General features: G+C 44.3%; 12 protein-coding genes and 1 pseudogene. 12 read left to right on the forward strand and 1 reads right to left on the reverse strand.

The features are described from left to right. Positions 1-80: 80 nt before the first annotated feature. From PGQ38_RS15955 to PGQ38_RS15965, 3 genes are all read left to right on the forward strand, one after another. The gene (locus PGQ38_RS15955) at positions 81-857 is read left to right on the forward strand and encodes an ABC transporter permease (RefSeq protein ID WP_118579579.1); all 777 of its coding nucleotides are present in this window, start codon (positions 81-83) and stop codon (positions 855-857) included. An 87-nt stretch (positions 858-944) separates the two neighbouring features. Beyond that, positions 945-1,685 (forward strand): ABC transporter ATP-binding protein, encoded by a 741-nt coding sequence (locus PGQ38_RS15960; RefSeq protein WP_118579582.1) that lies wholly within the window; start codon positions 945-947, stop codon positions 1,683-1,685. A gap of 70 nt (positions 1,686-1,755) precedes the next feature. Continuing rightward, positions 1,756-2,856: a glycosyltransferase family 1 protein gene (locus PGQ38_RS15965; RefSeq protein ID WP_195983232.1), complete on the forward strand. Its 1,101-nt coding sequence runs from the start codon at positions 1,756-1,758 to the stop codon at positions 2,854-2,856. A gap of 6 nt (positions 2,857-2,862) precedes the next feature. On the opposite strand, the pseudogene PGQ38_RS20870 reads toward PGQ38_RS15965, so the two are convergent. Next, a pseudogene (locus PGQ38_RS20870) lies at positions 2,863-2,982 on the reverse strand (DUF6783 domain-containing protein); the annotation flags it as partial. On the opposite strand from PGQ38_RS20870, the gene PGQ38_RS15970 reads away from it, so the two are divergent. From PGQ38_RS15970 to PGQ38_RS16010, 9 genes are all read left to right on the forward strand, one after another. Further along, positions 2,957-3,949 carry a Stealth CR1 domain-containing protein gene (locus PGQ38_RS15970; protein ID WP_173772717.1) on the forward strand — a complete coding sequence of 331 codons (993 nt, stop codon included), beginning with the start codon at positions 2,957-2,959 and terminating at the stop codon, positions 3,947-3,949. The pseudogene PGQ38_RS20870 and the gene PGQ38_RS15970 sit on opposite strands and share 26 nt — an antisense overlap. Before the next feature lie 77 nt (positions 3,950-4,026). Next, positions 4,027-5,301, forward strand: a complete 1,275-nt coding sequence (locus PGQ38_RS15975; protein ID WP_187566082.1) for a CDP-glycerol glycerophosphotransferase family protein — start codon at positions 4,027-4,029, stop codon at positions 5,299-5,301. A 157-nt stretch (positions 5,302-5,458) separates the two neighbouring features. Continuing rightward, complete coding sequence (locus tag PGQ38_RS15980; protein WP_118579597.1) at positions 5,459-5,875, forward strand: FAD synthase family protein; 417 nt, start codon at positions 5,459-5,461, stop codon at positions 5,873-5,875. A 67-nt stretch (positions 5,876-5,942) separates the two neighbouring features. Beyond that, positions 5,943-7,208 carry a CDP-glycerol glycerophosphotransferase family protein gene (locus tag PGQ38_RS15985; protein ID WP_195478697.1) on the forward strand — a complete coding sequence of 422 codons (1,266 nt, stop codon included), beginning with the start codon at positions 5,943-5,945 and terminating at the stop codon, positions 7,206-7,208. Between the two features lie 83 nt (positions 7,209-7,291). Continuing rightward, entirely contained in the window at positions 7,292-8,494 is a 1,203-nt protein-coding gene (locus tag PGQ38_RS15990) for a glycosyltransferase family 4 protein (RefSeq protein ID WP_204453568.1), read from the forward strand. A gap of 1 nt (position 8,495) precedes the next feature. Then, on the forward strand, positions 8,496-10,784 hold the full coding sequence (locus tag PGQ38_RS15995; RefSeq protein WP_204453570.1) for a CDP-glycerol glycerophosphotransferase family protein: 2,289 nt from the start codon (positions 8,496-8,498) through the stop codon (positions 10,782-10,784). Then, complete coding sequence (locus tag PGQ38_RS16000) at positions 10,777-12,483, forward strand: hypothetical protein (RefSeq protein WP_204453572.1); 1,707 nt, start codon at positions 10,777-10,779, stop codon at positions 12,481-12,483. Before PGQ38_RS15995 ends, PGQ38_RS16000 begins: the two co-directional genes overlap by 8 nt. Before the next feature lie 43 nt (positions 12,484-12,526). Continuing rightward, positions 12,527-14,500, forward strand: a complete 1,974-nt coding sequence (locus PGQ38_RS16005; protein ID WP_226841026.1) for an ABC transporter ATP-binding protein — start codon at positions 12,527-12,529, stop codon at positions 14,498-14,500. Continuing rightward, positions 14,491-16,314 (forward strand): ABC transporter ATP-binding protein, encoded by a 1,824-nt coding sequence (locus PGQ38_RS16010; RefSeq protein ID WP_173770285.1) that lies wholly within the window; start codon positions 14,491-14,493, stop codon positions 16,312-16,314. The genes PGQ38_RS16005 and PGQ38_RS16010 overlap by 10 nt, the downstream gene beginning before the upstream one ends. The last annotated feature ends 27 nt before the right edge of the window (positions 16,315-16,341 follow it).

Raw genomic sequence — 16,341 nt, forward strand, 5'->3', positions numbered from 1 at the left:
TTTTTTCCAAAAAGAAGTTTATATACGAATGCTTTGGATAAAACAGAAAGCCAAATTTTTCAAAATATAATGGAGTGAATATGAAGAAATATTTAGATAATCTCAGACAGTATCAGTTCCTGTTAAGTGAGCTGGTCAAAAAAGGAATCAAGCTGAAATATCGTCGTTCCTACCTTGGTATTTTGTGGTCCATGCTAGAACCACTGCTTTCCATGGTGGTACTGACAATTGTCTTCGGAACCCTGTATGGAAACACGGACAAAACATTCCCTGTATACATTCTTTCCGGACGTCTTCTGTACAGCTTTTATTCCTCTGCAACCAAAGCTGCGCTGAAATCCATCCGATCCAATGCAGCAATGATCAAGAAAGTGTATGTACCGAAATATCTGTATCCACTTTCAACTGTAATTTATAATTATATTATTTTTCTGATCTCCCTGGTTGTGCTTGCCATTGTAGGCGTGATCCTGGGTGTGAAACCGACTATTTATCTGCTTCAGGCACCGGTTGCCTTGATCATCATTCTGATCCTTTCCTACGGAAGTGGAATGTTCCTTGCAACTATCGGTGTATTTTTCAGAGATATTGAGTACCTCTGGTCTGTTGCCCTGATGCTGATCATGTATACATGTGCCATCTTCTATTATCCAAGCAAGCTGCTGAAGAGTGGCTGGGCATGGATCCTGAAGTTCAATCCTCTGTACTGTACCATTCAGATTTTCCGATCTGCAATCTTCGGAGAGCCTATGTATGCGCCATATGTAATTTATGCAGCTGCATTCAGCGTAGTGATCACCATCATCGGACTTGTATGCTTCAAGAAAAAACAGGATAATTTTATTCTGTACATCTAGAACCTGTTTGAAAAATCATTCCCTGCAGAAAGTATTTTTCAAACACGCTCTAAACTACCATTTACAGGAACATGTTAAGGAGAAAATATGAGCAAGACAGCCATTGAAGTCGATAACGTAAGCATGAAGTTCAACCTGAGCCGTGAGAAGGTTGACAGCTTAAAAGATTATATATTTAAAACCATTAAGAGAGAAATCCAGTACAATGAATTCTGGGCTTTGAAGAATGTAAGCTTCAGCGTGGAAAAGGGAGACCGTGTAGGTATCCTTGGTCTTAACGGAGCTGGAAAAAGTACTCTTCTGAAGGTGATTTCCGGTGTATTCAAGCCTACTGAGGGTCATGTGGACAAACATGGGAAAATGGTTCCCCTTCTGGAGCTTGGCGCTGGTTTTGACCCGCAGTATACAGGAAAAGAGAATATTTATCTGTATGGTGCCATGCTTGGATATACCAAGAAATTTATTGACAGCAAATATGATGAGATTGTAGAATTCTCTGAACTTCAGAAATTCATGGATGTTCCGGTGAAAAATTATTCCTCCGGTATGAAATCCAGACTTGGCTTTTCTATTGCCACAGTAGTAGAACCGAAGATCCTGATTCTGGACGAGGTCCTTTCCGTAGGTGACGCCAAGTTCCGTAAAAAAAGTGAAAAGAAGATCATGAGTATGTTTGACTCAGGTGTTACCGTCCTTTTTGTATCCCATTCTCTGGAACAGGTACAGCGCCTTTGCAATAAGGCCATGATTCTGGAAAAAGGCAAGCTGATCGCATACGGCGACATTGATCCGATCTCTGAGCAATACAGTAAAATGATAGGTGGCTGATTATGAAAAAGGAATTAACCCGGGAAGTTTCCAGATATGACAAGCTGATAAAGCGTTTAGAAGGTGAAAAATGAAAATCCTGCAGGTAGGGCTGGGAAATAATCCTGGCGGTATGGAAGCATTTGTAATGAACTATTTCAGGGAACTGGCCAGACAGGGAGTATCCTTTGATTTTGTATCCATGTATGGAACGATTGCTTATGAGAAAGAAATCCTGGAGCTTGGTGGACGGGTTTTTTATGTTCCCAATATAAAAAAAGATTACTTTGGCTATATAAAGGCCTTTCGGAAGCTCCTTTCCCGGGAGAAGTACGATGTCGTGCATGTGAATATGCTTTCAGCAGCCAATATCGTACCACTTCGCCTGGCGAAGCAGGCAGGAGTGAGAAAGGTGATCGCACATTCCCATAACGCTTCAGCACCGGGAATTGTGCGTAAGCTGATGGATGGCGTGAATCGTCCCAGAATGAAGCATTATGTGAATGAGAAGTTTGCCTGTTCCGAAAAAGCAGGCAGATGGTTGTTCGGAGATAAGGCTTTTGAACGGGGCGAAGTAACATTGGTTGCAAACGCAATTGAGACAGATAAATATGGCTTTTCAGAGTCAAACAGGCGGAAAATCAGAGAGAAGCTGGGGATTTCCGGGGATGCCCTGGTAGTAGGGCATGTAGGCAGGTTTCAGGTTCAGAAGAATCATGAGGCCATTCTTCGTATTTTCCATGAAATCCAACGAAAAGAGCCAGCTGCAAGGCTTTGCCTTATTGGTGACGGCGAATTAAAGGAACAGATCCAGGAGCAGGCTAAAAAGGCGGGTGTCCTGGATAAAATCATATTTACGGGAGTATGTCAGGACGTGGAGCGGTACTTAAGCGCCATGGATGTTTTCCTGTTTCCTTCTTTATTTGAAGGACTTCCATTTACTCTTCTGGAAGCTCAGGCCAATGGCCTGCCCTGTGTGATTTCAGACCAGATCACAGGAGAAGCAGTACTCTCCCGGGAAAATGTGACAATGATTTCCCTGGCAGAAAGCCCGGAGAAATGGGCCAAAGCTGTATTTAAGATGAAGGAAGCCGGGAGAATCGAAAGAGAAGAAGCGGCCAGAAGGCTGGCAGAAGCAGGATTTGACATCCATAAGGAAGGGCAGAAGTTGATGCTTCTGTATGGCAGATAAGCTGACTGAGAAAGCTTTAGAGCGTGTTTGAAAAAGGCTTTCTGCAAGATGTGCGTCACAATTTCTAGACCGCAACCATTTAAAGAGCAGGAGAATAGGAATGGAAAAAATAGATTTTGTGCTCACCTGGGTGGACGGCAGTGACCCTGACTGGCTTGCACAGCGCAGGGAATATCAGCCTGGCAGGGGAACTGACGCCGGGGAGAGCAGATACCGCGATTGGGACAATCTCCAGTACTGGTTCCGCGGTGTGGAGAAATTTGCTCCCTGGGTAAATAAAATATATTTTGTTACATGGGGACATGTTCCAAAGTGGCTGAATACAGCTCATGAGAAGATTCAGATTGTAAAGCATGAGGATTTTATGGCGCCTGCTTATCTTCCTACCTTTAATATTAATTCCATAGAACTGAATCTTCACCGAATAAAAGGATTGTCAGAGCATTTTGTCTTTTTTAATGATGATATGTTTCTCATTGATTCCGTGAGACCGGAAGATTTTTTCAAAAACGGATTTCCCTGTGACTGCTGTATTGAGACCGCCCTTGTGCAGGACAATATCCGCAACCCTTTTGCCAATATTCTTATGAATGATGCAGCTCTTGTCAATATGCATTATAATAAAAAAGAAGTGATCAAAAAGCAGGCAAAAAAATGGTTTAGCCCGGCTTATGGAGCAATGCTCTTCCGCAATGTGCTGATGCTGCCTTATCGTGAATTTTCCAGTTTTAAATATTCACATCTTCCAAGTCCTTTTTTGAAAGCAACCTATTGGAAAGTATGGGACGAAGAAGGCGCTGTTCTGGATGAGGTTTGTAAGAATCGTTTCCGTACAGTATTCGATGTGAACCAGTACGTGATGAAATACTGGCAGTACATGGAAGGGAAATTTACGCCCCAGTCACCGAAGCTTGGAAGATTTTATACCATAGGAAAACATGATCAGCAGATCCACCATACCATTCGCAGACAGGCGTGTAAGATGATCTGCCTTAATGATGATGTGAATGTGGGTGATTTTGAGAAGCAGAAGAAAGAAATTCAGAGAAGCTTTGAAGTGATTTTTCCAGAGAAATCGTCTTTTGAGATGTAATTGCAGAAAGCCTTTTTCATACAGGCTCTGGTGTATCGTAATTTTTGTCAGGCAAATTATAGAAACGAGGGTAAGAGATGACAAAGGATTCCCTTAAAAGGAAAATAAAAGAAGAGGGTCTGGCTGGAAGTGTTCTTTATTATCTGGGCCGCTTTTGTTCAAAAGCGGAGCTTGCCATGGTGGGAAAATGGTTCGGGAATCACGGGAAGCTCCGTCAGAACTGCATTGTGCTGAAAAACCGTACCATGCAGGACATGACAGACAATCCCAGGGCCTTTTATGAATATCTGATTCAGAATAAAATAAATGAGAACTATCAGATTATCTGGATGGTTTCCGATAAGAAAAAATGTAAGAAACTGAAATGCAAGAATGTTAAATTTGTAACGGCAGAGAATAAATATGGCTGGTCCAGCCCCCTTTCTTATTATTATGGTGCTGTTGCAGGATTTTTTTTCTATACAAACAATACAGCTTACTTGAATTTTTACCATTGTAAAGGGCAGACCACAGTGAACATGTGGCATGGCTGCGGCTATAAGGATGCAGCCAAAGACAACAAGCCGCCAGAAGGAAAAAGCATGATGCATTTTGACCATGCCATGGTGCCGGGACCTGTGTTTGTGGAAACAAAATCCCGTTACTGGAACTGTGAGAAAGAGAAGATTCTTGCCCTTGGCTATCCAAGATATGACTGGATGCTCCATCCATCTGTCAGCCGTGGGGAGGCGCTGGAGAAGCTTTTTTCCCATAAGGATATGAAAACCGTGATCTGGATGCCTACTTTCCGAAAAAGTGAGGTGCTGATCAGCGCAGAGAATGAAATTGAACTTCCCTTTCAGCTTCCTGCATTGGAGAGCGAGGCGGAGCTGAAAGCACTGGATGTTCATTTAAGGGAATGCGGAATATTTCTGATCATCAAAAAACATCCCCTTCAGTCTGGCTGGTCCCTGGATGAAGGTGCGTATACCAATATCCGTTATGTGACAGAAGAAATGCTTCAGAAATCGGGCATTCAGCTGTATGAACTGGTGGGACTTATGGATGGACTGATTTCGGATTATTCCTCCATTGCAGTAGACTATATGCTTCTTGACCGACCTCTGGGCTATGTGCTCACAGACCTGGAAAGCTATCGAAATACAAGAGGATTTGTATTTGAAAATCCGGAAGCATATATGCCAGGTGAGAAGATTTACAATTTAGAGGATCTGAAGGACTATTTTTCCCATATCGCAGTTGGAGAGGATCCTTTTAAGGAAGAGAGAAGAAGATTATTGCCTGCAATGCACACTATGCCAAAGAAGTCAGGTTACTGCGAGGCACTTGCAGAGTATTTGAATATAAAGTAAAATAAAAGCAGAAGTTACCCATCCAAAAAGGTTCTAGTACATCATTTCGTAAATAATTATATCAATCGGATTCACAGACAAGTGAGTGGTATAGTTATTTAGAAAACAATGTGCTATGATTATTTTTTCGAAAAAAACAGATACAGGAGAGGGATAAATGGGAAAGGTAATCGGATACACACAGGGAACTTACGATATGTTTCATATCGGTCATCTGAACCTGATCAAAAATGCCAAGAGAAGATGTGATTATCTGATCGTAGGCGTAAATACAGATGAGCTTGTGGAAAGCTATAAGAATAAAAGACCTATCGTGCCATTGGAAGAGCGGGCAGAGATCGTCCGGTCTATTAAATATGTGGACGAGGTGATCATCACAAATACCCTTGATAAAAAAGAAATCTGGGATAAGATCCGTTTCGATGAAATTTATATCGGAGATGACTGGAAGGGAAATGAGCGCTGGGAGCGCACCGGGAAAGAGATGGAAGCCCTGGGAGCCAGGCTGGTTTATCTTCCCTACACCAAAGATACTTCTTCTACAATGCTTCGTGAGAAACTGAAAGAGTATTAATGCGGACTGATTTAGAGCCTTTTTTAAACAGGCTCTGGATTGTAATATATTAAGAAAGGTAAAATCCATGGAAAGAGCACAGAGAATTCTAAAGAAATTTTCAAAAATCCTGAAAGAGCAGGGCGCAGGACCTTTGTTCACCACTTTCAAAGGCTATGTGACTTACGCTTTATATGACCGCTGGAAAGTGAGAAGACTTCGCAAATTCCCCCCGCGTATGGTGAAAAACAGAATCCTGTTTGAGACAAATGATGATTTTACAGACAATTGCCGGGCTCTTTTTGATTATATGGTTGCAAATGGATATAATAAAAAATATGAGCTTGTCTGGCTGGTTCATGAGCCGGAGAAGTATAAGAAATACCAGGCGGAGAATGTGAAGTTTGTTCGTAATTTCAAGAAGAACACGACGATCCGCAGGGCAGCAGCTTACCGCTATGCATTGACCTCAGCCTTTATTTTCTACACCCAGGCATTTAATTGGATCGGAATGGCAAGAAAGGGTCAGACTTTTGTAAATCTCTGGCATGGCTGCGGCTACAAGGCGAACAAGAACAACCGCAAGGTATTTTTCGACTACTGTCTGGTGCCAGGAGATGTGTTTATTGAGACGAAGAAAGAGTTCTTTGGCTGCAGTTCCAGGAAGCTTCTTGCACTTGGCTATCCCCGTTACGATCAGATGATGAAGGGCAGCGACGCCGCAAGAGCATATAAGGAAAAGCTTCTGAAAGCAGCTGACAGTGACAGGCTGATCCTGTGGATGCCTACCTACCGTCATGCAAGCAGCGAGAGACTGAATGAGGAAACGCTGAACAATGAATTTAATATCCCGATCCTGGACGATAAGGAGCGGCTTCTTGCTTTTAATAATTTCTGTCGTGATAATCATGTACTTGTGGTAATTAAGAAGCATTATCTCCAGATTCCATATGACTTTGGAGAAAATGTGCTGACAAACATTGTTTACCTGGAAAATCAGGATCTGGAAGACAATGGCTTGCAGCTTTATGAGTTTATCAACTGTTCGGATGCCCTGATTTCTGACTATTCTTCTGTGGCAATTGATTATCTGCTTCTCAACAGACCTATTGGATTTACTCTGGATGACTATGATGCCTATACGGAGTCCAGAGGATGGGTATTTGAAAATCCACTGGAATACATGCCAGGAGAACATATTTACAATGTACAGCAGTTTGAACAGTTTGTTCTGGATGTCAAAAATGGAAAAGATGACTATGAGAATCAGCGTAAGGCAATTCTTGCAAAGACTCATAATGTAACAGATAATTACTGCAAACGTGTTCTGGATTATTTCAAAATTACGGTATAACAGAGAAAATACGAAAGCCTTTTTTACATGCTTCAGGATTTATCCCGCAAAAGGAGGAAGCCCCTGCAGGGGTGGTATATAACATGAAAATATGTATCTGGATAACAAAAATCTTTGATCTGGGCGGAACCAAGAGAGTGGTTTCCCTGTTGGCAAACGAGCTGGTGAAAGAGCATGAAGTGACGATCATGACTTATGAAGACCGCTTTCGTGAAGACCGCACCATGTATCATTTAAGTGAAGATATCAATGTGGATTTCATTGACAACAGCCAGTTCGTGAATAAGCATCATACCCCGGCTTTCTGCGCCCGCTATCTGGTGAAGAAGCTCAATGACAGATCTGGTCTGTTTAATAAAAAAAGCCTGAATCCCATTCTTGCAGAAGCAATTTTTTCCAAAAAAACAAGAGAGAAATGGGTGGAATATTTTAATTCCCAGGATTACGACGTGATCCTTACCACAGCATCCCTAAGCCTGAGACTTGCCATGATCGCGCCCCGGCTGAAAGCCGCAACCATCGGGTGGCAGCATAACTGCTATGACGGATATCTTCATGTGAAGCCTGTCGTTTTCTGGCAGCAGGAGAACCTTCTTCAGCAGTATCTGCCAAATCTGGACCGCTACATTGTGTTGAGTGATTATGATAAGCGCGATTATATGGAGAAGCTTGGAATAGATTGTGAAGTAAAAATCAATCCCAGAAGCTTTGTCAGTGAAAAGAAGTGCGATGTGAAATCCAAACGTTTTCTCATGGCGACCCGTTTCGTATATGCCAAAGGACTGGATCTGATGATGGAATCCTTTGAAGAGTTCTGCAAAGAGGATTCGGAGTGGGAGCTTGATATCATCGGAGACGGAGATCTTTTTGACCAGATCAGGGCAGATGCGAAGAAGCGTCATCTGGAGAAGCGTGTCCATTTTGTAGGATATACCAATGAGCCTGAGAAGTATTATCTGAATTCTTCTGTTTTCCTTCTTCCATCCAGATGGGAGGGCTGGCCTATGGTGATTATGGAAGCCTTTGAGTTTGGCCTTCCGGTGATCGCTTATCATATGGGCGCCATGGATCTGATCATTGATGACGGAAAGACCGGTTTCCTTCCTGAAGCGTTTGATCCCCACAAATTTGCCCAGGCCATGCTGAAACTGGCACATGATGAAGAGCTTCGTGCCCGGATGTCTGCGAACGCCATTGCCAAGTCTGATGATTTCTCTATCGACAAGGCTGTGAAAGAATGGGACGGACTTTTTGAACGTGTAGTTGCGAAGAAGAGGGGGAAGTAACATGAAGATCACCGTGAACAACCTGAAGAAGCTGGTGAAAAGGATAGTCCGCCCGGATGAAAATTCCGGTAAAGAGAAGGACACTTTTGAGGCTGCCTTAAAGAGAGCCAGGGATGAGGCTAAATACAATCTTACGGAGGAGCTTCGGGAGAAGTACGCGGATTTTCTTGACAGTCCCATAAAGGAAAAATGTATACTATACGAGGCATTTGGGGGCAGAGGCATGACCTGCAGCCCTCATGCCATTTTCAAGTATTTGCTGACCCAGACAGAATTTCAGGAGTATCTCCATGTCTGGGTCATTGACGATTTTTCGGATAATGAACCATGGATGGGACTTTACAGGGATGATCCAAATGTGAAATTTATTAAATTCCAGTCTGTAGAATACAGGGAATATCTGGCTACAGCCAAATATCTGATCAATAATGTAAGCTTTCCCGGATATTTTACCAAACGTAAGGAGCAGATCTTTGTGGATACCTGGCACGGAATCCCGTTAAAAACCATTGGATTTGACATTCCGGCAGGCAAGGTGAGTGCAGGAAATACAGTAAGGAATTTCCTTGCAGCAGACTATCTGATCGCGCCCAATCATTTTATGACAGAGATTTATGAGAATGCGTTCAAAATGAAAAATCTTTATCCCGGAAAAATTCTGGAAATCGGGCAGCCCCGTAATGACAGCTATTTTCACACAGACCGGGAGGCCATATTTAAGAAGCTGCAGATGGCAGGCGTGGAGGCTGATCCAAAGAAGAAGCTGATCCTTTATGCGCCTACCTGGAAGGGAAGCAGGTATTCCAGCCCGGATACCAGCCTGGATGCCTATGAGAAGATGATCCGTACCATCGAGGAGAATGTGGATACCAGGGAGTACCAGGTGCTGGTGAAGCCTCATCAGATTGTATACTACCACATTAAAGACACAGTAGGGATAACCGGCCAGTATATTCCTGCAACCGTAGATACCAATGAGCTTCTTCGTGCTACAGATGTTCTGATTTCCGATTATTCCAGTATTTATTTTGACTATCTGGTATCGAAAAAGCCCATTTTGTTCTTTATCCCGGATCTTGCAGAATATAAAAATTACAGAGGCTTATACTTCGGAATTGATAAGCTGCCGGGTCCTGTTGCAGAAACTTATGAGCAGCTTGGAGATTATGTGAAGGATGCCGAAAGAGCCATGGAGCCATACCGGAAGGTTTACGAAAGGGAAGCAGCCTGGGCGTGTCCGCAAGATGACGGAGAGGTCTGCCGCCGCCTTGCAGACATTGTGTTCCACGGAAAAGAAGATTCCCGGTGTATAGCCTGTCAGGATGAGGCGCAGTCACCAAAGAAAAAGCTTCTGATGTATGCCGGTGATTTTTCGGAGGGAGATGACACCGAAGCATTTCTTGGACTTGCAGAGAACCTGGATTTTCAGAAATACGATGTTACCCTGCTTGTGTGCGGTGGTGGAGACGATTTGGCAGAAGAACAGATCATAGGTCTTCCTACCGGGCTTCGGATCCTTTACCGTGGTCAGCCTTTTAACGGAAAAGCGGAGGAAATCGCGAAGAATGAGCTGTTTTTGAAGGGAAAAATAAAAGATATTCCACATGCTTTTTACAAGAGAGAGGCAAGGCGCCTGTTTGGAGAGGCGAAATTCGACTGTGCAATTGACCTTACCGGGAAAAAGAGCCTGTTTTCAGTGGTGGCAAAGGAGATGGATGGCGTTCGTTTTTTCCAATACAATGCACGTTTTGTCCGGGAAAAACAGATTGCAAAGGAGCTGGCAGGCCAGCAGGTAATCGTATCTGCCACAGAAAGCTACTTTATTGCCAGATACCAGGGAAACAATCCAGCTGTTATTACCGTGGAAGCCATTCCGGCACCGGATACAGAGAAAATCAATTATATTTGTATGTACCAGCAGAAAGCCCAGAACGTTCTGAAGGCTTTTGGCCGTCTGGAGAAAAATACCTGTCTTTACATTACCGGAAAAGGGAATGGGTATCAGAAGCTGAAAGCTATGGTTTCAGATCTTCACCTGGAGGGAAGGGTGATTCTTACCGGATGGCTTGAGAAACCCTTTGCATTTATGAATCTGTGCGATTATTTTATCTGCCCGGAAGGGGAAGAAGAAAGCCTGGGTACCCTTGCTGCAAAAACCATGAATATGAAGCTGCTGGCAGAAGACTGCACAACAGAGATGCCTTACAGCTTTCAGGCCAGGTCCTGGAATCAGGAACAGAGTGAGAAGCTGGATGAGCTGATAGAAGGTAAGAGGACTTCAGATGAATGAGATAGAGAAGATTTTGAAAGATAATATGGAGGATTATGAGAGCGTGAAGCGTCAGGCTCTGAAATTCATCCATGAGAATAAGAAAGAACTTTCCAAAAACTATGCCTGCGCAGAGGTATGCGGAAATCCGGTGGATGCTTCCCATTTTTTCTTTCTTATAGATGAAAAAAAGTCTGGCAGTGATCTGTTGCTGGAAATGCTGGACTATGCGCTGAAGAATTATGTTTCCTCTGAGAAGGCGAGTGTTACGGCCTGCATAAAAGGCGGTTTTCATCTGGTGAAAAAAACAGGTGTGGACTATGTAAAAGAGGAAAGTCGTGAATATCTGGAAGCGCTTTCCCAGGCTGGTTACATTATCGGTAATATGGTTCTGCCAGGCTCTTTTGTGAAAAAAGAAGCACAGGTTTATTTTAATCCCATGCTGGAAATTTATGATAGGAAGTCTGTGGAGACTGCAGAATTTCTCTCAGTTACGGCAAGGGAGCTTCTGAAAACAGATTATATCTACGCTCCGTCTAAGAGCAAAGCGAAGGAAGCATGGCTGGAAAAATGCACCCTGGGAAAAGTCTATGATGGAAATGTGATCATAGAGAAAAAGGAAGGATTAAAAGAAGGCAGAGGCAGTCTTCTGGAGCGTATCCGAAGTCAGAATGCAGTGCCTGGAATGGAGTTTTTCTCCCTTCGAAATCAGGAGGAAAGGAAGAAAGTCCTGATCCTTAGCAGCTGGAAAGCCGAGCGGGAGGCTAAGCTTGTTGTCCGAAAGCTTGCAGACAGTATGGACAGGGAAAAATATGATACGGTTATTTATAGTGGCTGGCTTGGAAGCAGGGGAGATGTGAAAGAATTTCTCGCCTTTGAAAAAGAGCTTCCAAAAGTGATGGGCGCAGGAAGGATGACTTTGAGTGAGGAAGATTTCCTGAATTACCGTATGATTGAGAAAAATCCGGCTCTTTATCTGGAAAATCCGGAAATACGAAGATATATGCGAATGCTTGCCCAAAGAGAGTGGGGCAGGCTGTTCGGCAGCAGTTCCTGGGATGTGGTGATCATGGCTGGAAGTACAGGGTATCTGCCATATTATCTGGCAGCAGAGGCACCGGCGAAAATGAAAGTTCTGGTGGATCTTGATTTTCTGCCTTACATCCATGAAAAATATCCGGCAAGATGGCGAAAAGCCCTTACTGTATTTGACCGGATATATGCTCCGGCAGATTGCCAGCAGCTGGGAGACTACGGAAAGGAAAACCGCCTTCGGATAATGCGCCTTCCGGTACTTGCTGCAGCCAGACCAGAGGAGAACCAGGTGGAAACGGTTTCCTACAATGGTGAGACATACCTTGTGTGTGGGAAATGGAACCTGCAGGGAGAGCGTATTTCCATGAAGCTGGTACAAAAGCCGGTTCCGGGAAGTATTCTGGTAAATGGTGAGCTTGCACCAACTGCAGAGCAGAAAAAAGCTTTGGAGCAGCTGTCGAAGGAGCACAGGATTTATGTGCTGGGGGCACAGAGCGCCGCCTATAAAAGTCTTTTGCCAGAAGCAGTGATCCTGGATGGATATGTGAAAAAAGAACTGTATCTGCAGCCTGCGGCCTGGGAATTTTTTGGAGCCTTTGAGAGTTATGTAGGAAACAAGGCCTTGGAATATGATGCATTGGAAAGAATATGTAAAACTTTTGGAGTGAAGGAGGACATTCCTTGATTCGTTCAGGGAGTGTCCTTTTTCTATAAAATGGGGGGAAAGTATGAATACGAAGAATAAAACCGGGAAATTCCGGATCATTTTCCGTTTCCTGAAAGGAAATATCCGGTTTTTTGTGGGAACGCTATTATTTTCGGTGTTGTTTACAGCATGTAATGCGTTGATCCCACAGATCGTGAAATACACAGCAGACCATATTCTGGTGCTGGATGGAATTCCGGATGGTCTGAATGTGCGGCAGACACTGCTTCTGGCAGCACTTCTGGTAGCTGCTTCGGCAGTTCTTTCGGGAGTTTTTAATTACTTAAGTAAAATGTGCCTGGCAAAAGGCTCAGAGAATTTCCTGAAATCCATCCGTGACACCTTGTATCACCACACCCAGTATCTGCCTTTTTCCTGGCATGTAAAGCACCAGACCGGGGAGATCATTCAGAGATGTACCTCTGACGTGGAAGTGATCCGTAACTTTGTGTGCAGGCAGCTGCCGGAGGTGTTTCGAATCTGTTTCCTGATCGTACTGTATCTGGGAATCATGTTTTCCATGAATGTGCAGATCACACTGGCTGCGGCAGCTTTTTTCCCGGTGATCATCGGTTATTCCTGCTATTTCTATTCCAGGATCGGGAAACGTTTTCAGGATGCTGATGAGGCGGAGGGGGCACTTTCCAGTACCGTGCAGGAGAATCTGACTGGAGTTCGTGTAGTGCGTGCTTTTGGTAGAGAAAAGTATGAGATCGATCGGTTTGATGAGAAAAATAATGCCTACTCCAATTTATGGGTATATCTTGGAAAACTGATGAGCGTTTACTGGGCATCGGGAGATTTGATCACTAACCTGCAGGTGCTGGTGGTTATGGTGACTGGTGTTGCTTTTGCCGTGAATGGACAGATCACATTGGGAGAGTTTATGGCATTTATTTCCTATAATGCGTCCCTGACCTGGCCGGTGCGAAGCCTGGGAAGGATTATTTCAGATATGAGTAAGGCTGGGGTTTCCATGGAACGTGTGGCTTATATTCTGGAGGCTGAGGAAGAAGATGCTGCTGTAAAGTGTGAAGCTAAGTCTACAGACAGAAATGAAAATGCAGAGAATATTGCGAAAAAGAAGAAGGCAGGACAGAGTGAGGCAACTCTGGCTTATAAGATTCCTGCGCGGACAGCAGAGCAAACGAGTGAGGATTCCGAAAATAAAGGCTGTGGAGAAAAGCAGACTTTGGGACCTGTCAGTGGAATGAAACCTGCCATGGATGGCGATATCTGCTTCCGCGATGTATCTTTCGGTTATTCTCCAGACCACCCGGTTCTGAAAAATATCAATTTCACAATCCCATCCGGAAGCACCTTTGCAATCCTTGGCACAACTGGAAGTGGAAAATCAACTCTGGTCCATTTACTGAACCGTTTATATGATCTGCCGGAAGACTGCGGCAGTATTACCATTGGCGGTACAGACATTCGTGACATTGACCGTCAGTACCTGCGCCAGAATATCGGCATGGTACTCCAGGAACCGTTCCTTTTCTCCAGAACCATCCGTGAGAATATTGGCATCACAAAGGAGAAGCTTCTGGATGAAGAAATCCGCCATGCAGCGGAGATTGCCTGTGTAGATGAGTCAATTCTTCATTTTACAGACGGATATGACACCATCGTAGGTGAGCGTGGCGTCACTTTGTCCGGTGGACAGAAGCAACGTGTTGCAATTGCCAGAATGCTGATGAAAGAAGCTCCGATCCTGGTATTTGACGATTCCCTATCCGCAGTAGATACGGAGACAGACAACAAAATCCGCAAAGAACTGAAAAAAGAGATGGAGAAAGCAACGGTTATTATGATTTCCCACCGGATCACATCTCTTATGCAGGCTGACTGTATTATTGTGATGGACAAGGGAGTAATCCAGCAGATGGGTACCCATGAGGAACTGATCCACCAGGAGGGACCATACAAAGACATTTATGAGATCCAGATGAACAGTGACATCCGTCTCATGGAAGGAGGTGCAGCATGCGAATAGAAGAAAAAGAATATACAAAGTCCATTGACATTTCCATCTGGAAAAAAGTTTTCCCTTTCCTTGCACCTCGGAAAAATGTGCTGATTATGGTAATTGTGATGAATATTCTCTGCTCCGTAGTGGATATTATCATGCCGTTATTTCAGCGACAGGCCATTGATTCCTTTATCGAGAAAAATACTCTGGCAGGACTTGGAGGATTTATTGCGCTGTATATTGCAGTGATCGTCTTTCAGATGTGGTCCGTCATCTGTTTCACCAGAGGCTGCATGACACTTGATGTGGAAACAGGCCGTGATATGAAACGGGCATTGTTTGTTCATCTTCAGAAGCTGTCTTTTTCCTACTACAATGCAACTCCGGTTGGATATATCCTGTCCAGGGTAATGAACGACGTAGCCAGGATCACAGAGTTGATCGCCTGGGATGTGATCGATATGCTGTGGGCTATCTTTTATGTAGTGGGTGTGTTTGTGGCAATGCTGTTTCTGAACTGGAAACTGGCTCTGGTGATCATGCTGATCGTTCCAGCTATTGCAGTTCTTACCTGGTATTTCCAGAATAAGATCCTCACATGGAACCGTCAGGTGAGAAAAATCAATTCCAAGATCACAAGTGGCTACAACGAAGGAATTATGGGCGCGAAAACTGTGAAATCCCTGGTTGTGGAGGAGAAAAACTTCCGGGAGTTTGCCTCTGTCACTGAGGAGATGAGAAGTGCGTCTATCAAGGCTGCCAGATTAAATGCAATTTATATTCCGCTGGTAGTTTTCTTTGGAGCTCTGGCAACTGCCCTTGTACTGGAGCGTGGCGGCATTATGGTTCTGAATGGAAGTATGGACATAGGAACACTTGCTGCATTTACTGCATATGCAGTTGGAATTTTTGAACCAATTCAGAGACTTGCAGGAATTTTGTCCCAGTGCATTTCTGCTCAGGCAAATATTGAGCGGGTGACCTCCCTTCTGGAAGAGAAGCCCCAGGTGGTAGACTCCCCAGAGGTTCTGGAAAAGTATGGAGATTTCTTTGATCCCCACAAGGAGAACTGGGAACCCATTAAAGGCGACATTGAGTTTGAAAACGTTTCATTCCAGTATCCCGATGGAAAAGAAGAGGTGCTCAGCAACTTCAACCTGAAAATTCCGGCTGGTACCAATGTGGCAATCGTCGGAGAGACCGGTGCAGGAAAAAGTACGCTGGTGAACCTGGCCTGCCGTTTCTTTGAGCCCACTAAGGGAAGAATCCTCATCGACGGCAGAGATTACCGTGAGCGAAGTCAGTTGTGGCTGCACAGCAACATCGGGTATGTGCTTCAGAATCCCCATCTGTTCTCCGGGACTGTGATGGAGAATATCCGTTATGGAAGACTGGATGCCACTGATGAAGAAGTAAAGGCTGCTGCGAAGGCAGTTCATGCCGATGAGGTAGCCGAAAAGCTTGACAAAGGTTATGACAGTGACGTAGGTGAAGGCGGCGATCGTCTCTCCACCGGAGAAAAGCAGCTTCTTTCCTTTGCCCGCGCAGTACTGGCAGATCCCGCCATTTTCGTTCTGGACGAAGCAACTTCCTCTATCGACACCAAAACCGAGCAGCTGATCCAGCAGGCCACAGACAAACTGCTGAAAGGGCGAACTTCCTTCCTGATCGCTCACAGATTATCTACAATCCGTAATGCCGACCTGATTCTGGTAGTCCGGGATGGCAAGATTGTGGAGCAGGGAAAACATAAGGAGCTGCTGGAGAAAAAGGGATATTATTATCAGTTGGTACGGCAGCAATTTGCGGATGAGGAGTCCAGGAAGGTACTTAGCTAAGTCACTATTTAGTTGATTAAAAGTTCT

Origin of the sequence: Blautia faecis, assembly GCF_027662325.1 — a bacterium.
Classification (GTDB): Bacteria; Bacillota; Clostridia; order Lachnospirales; family Lachnospiraceae; genus Blautia_A; species Blautia_A faecis.

Bases quoted from the DNA above. Each gene is read 5' to 3' on its own strand.
- PGQ38_RS16000 (WP_204453572.1), top strand. From the start codon at position 10,777: ATGAATGAGATAGAGAAGATTTTGAAAGATAATATGGAGGATTATGAG.
- PGQ38_RS15960 (WP_118579582.1), top strand. From the start codon at position 945: ATGAGCAAGACAGCCATTGAAGTCGATAACGTAAGCATGAAGTTCAAC.
- PGQ38_RS15955 (WP_118579579.1), top strand. From the start codon at position 81: ATGAAGAAATATTTAGATAATCTCAGACAGTATCAGTTCCTGTTAAGT.
- PGQ38_RS15985 (WP_195478697.1), top strand. From the start codon at position 5,943: ATGGAAAGAGCACAGAGAATTCTAAAGAAATTTTCAAAAATCCTGAAA.
- PGQ38_RS16005 (WP_226841026.1), top strand. From the start codon at position 12,527: ATGAATACGAAGAATAAAACCGGGAAATTCCGGATCATTTTCCGTTTC.
- PGQ38_RS15995 (WP_204453570.1), top strand. From the start codon at position 8,496: ATGAAGATCACCGTGAACAACCTGAAGAAGCTGGTGAAAAGGATAGTC.
- PGQ38_RS16010 (WP_173770285.1), top strand. From the start codon at position 14,491: ATGCGAATAGAAGAAAAAGAATATACAAAGTCCATTGACATTTCCATC.
- PGQ38_RS15965 (WP_195983232.1), top strand. From the start codon at position 1,756: ATGAAAATCCTGCAGGTAGGGCTGGGAAATAATCCTGGCGGTATGGAA.
- PGQ38_RS15990 (WP_204453568.1), top strand. From the start codon at position 7,292: ATGAAAATATGTATCTGGATAACAAAAATCTTTGATCTGGGCGGAACC.
- PGQ38_RS15980 (WP_118579597.1), top strand. From the start codon at position 5,459: ATGGGAAAGGTAATCGGATACACACAGGGAACTTACGATATGTTTCAT.
- PGQ38_RS15975 (WP_187566082.1), top strand. From the start codon at position 4,027: ATGACAAAGGATTCCCTTAAAAGGAAAATAAAAGAAGAGGGTCTGGCT.
- PGQ38_RS15970 (WP_173772717.1), top strand. From the start codon at position 2,957: ATGGAAAAAATAGATTTTGTGCTCACCTGGGTGGACGGCAGTGACCCT.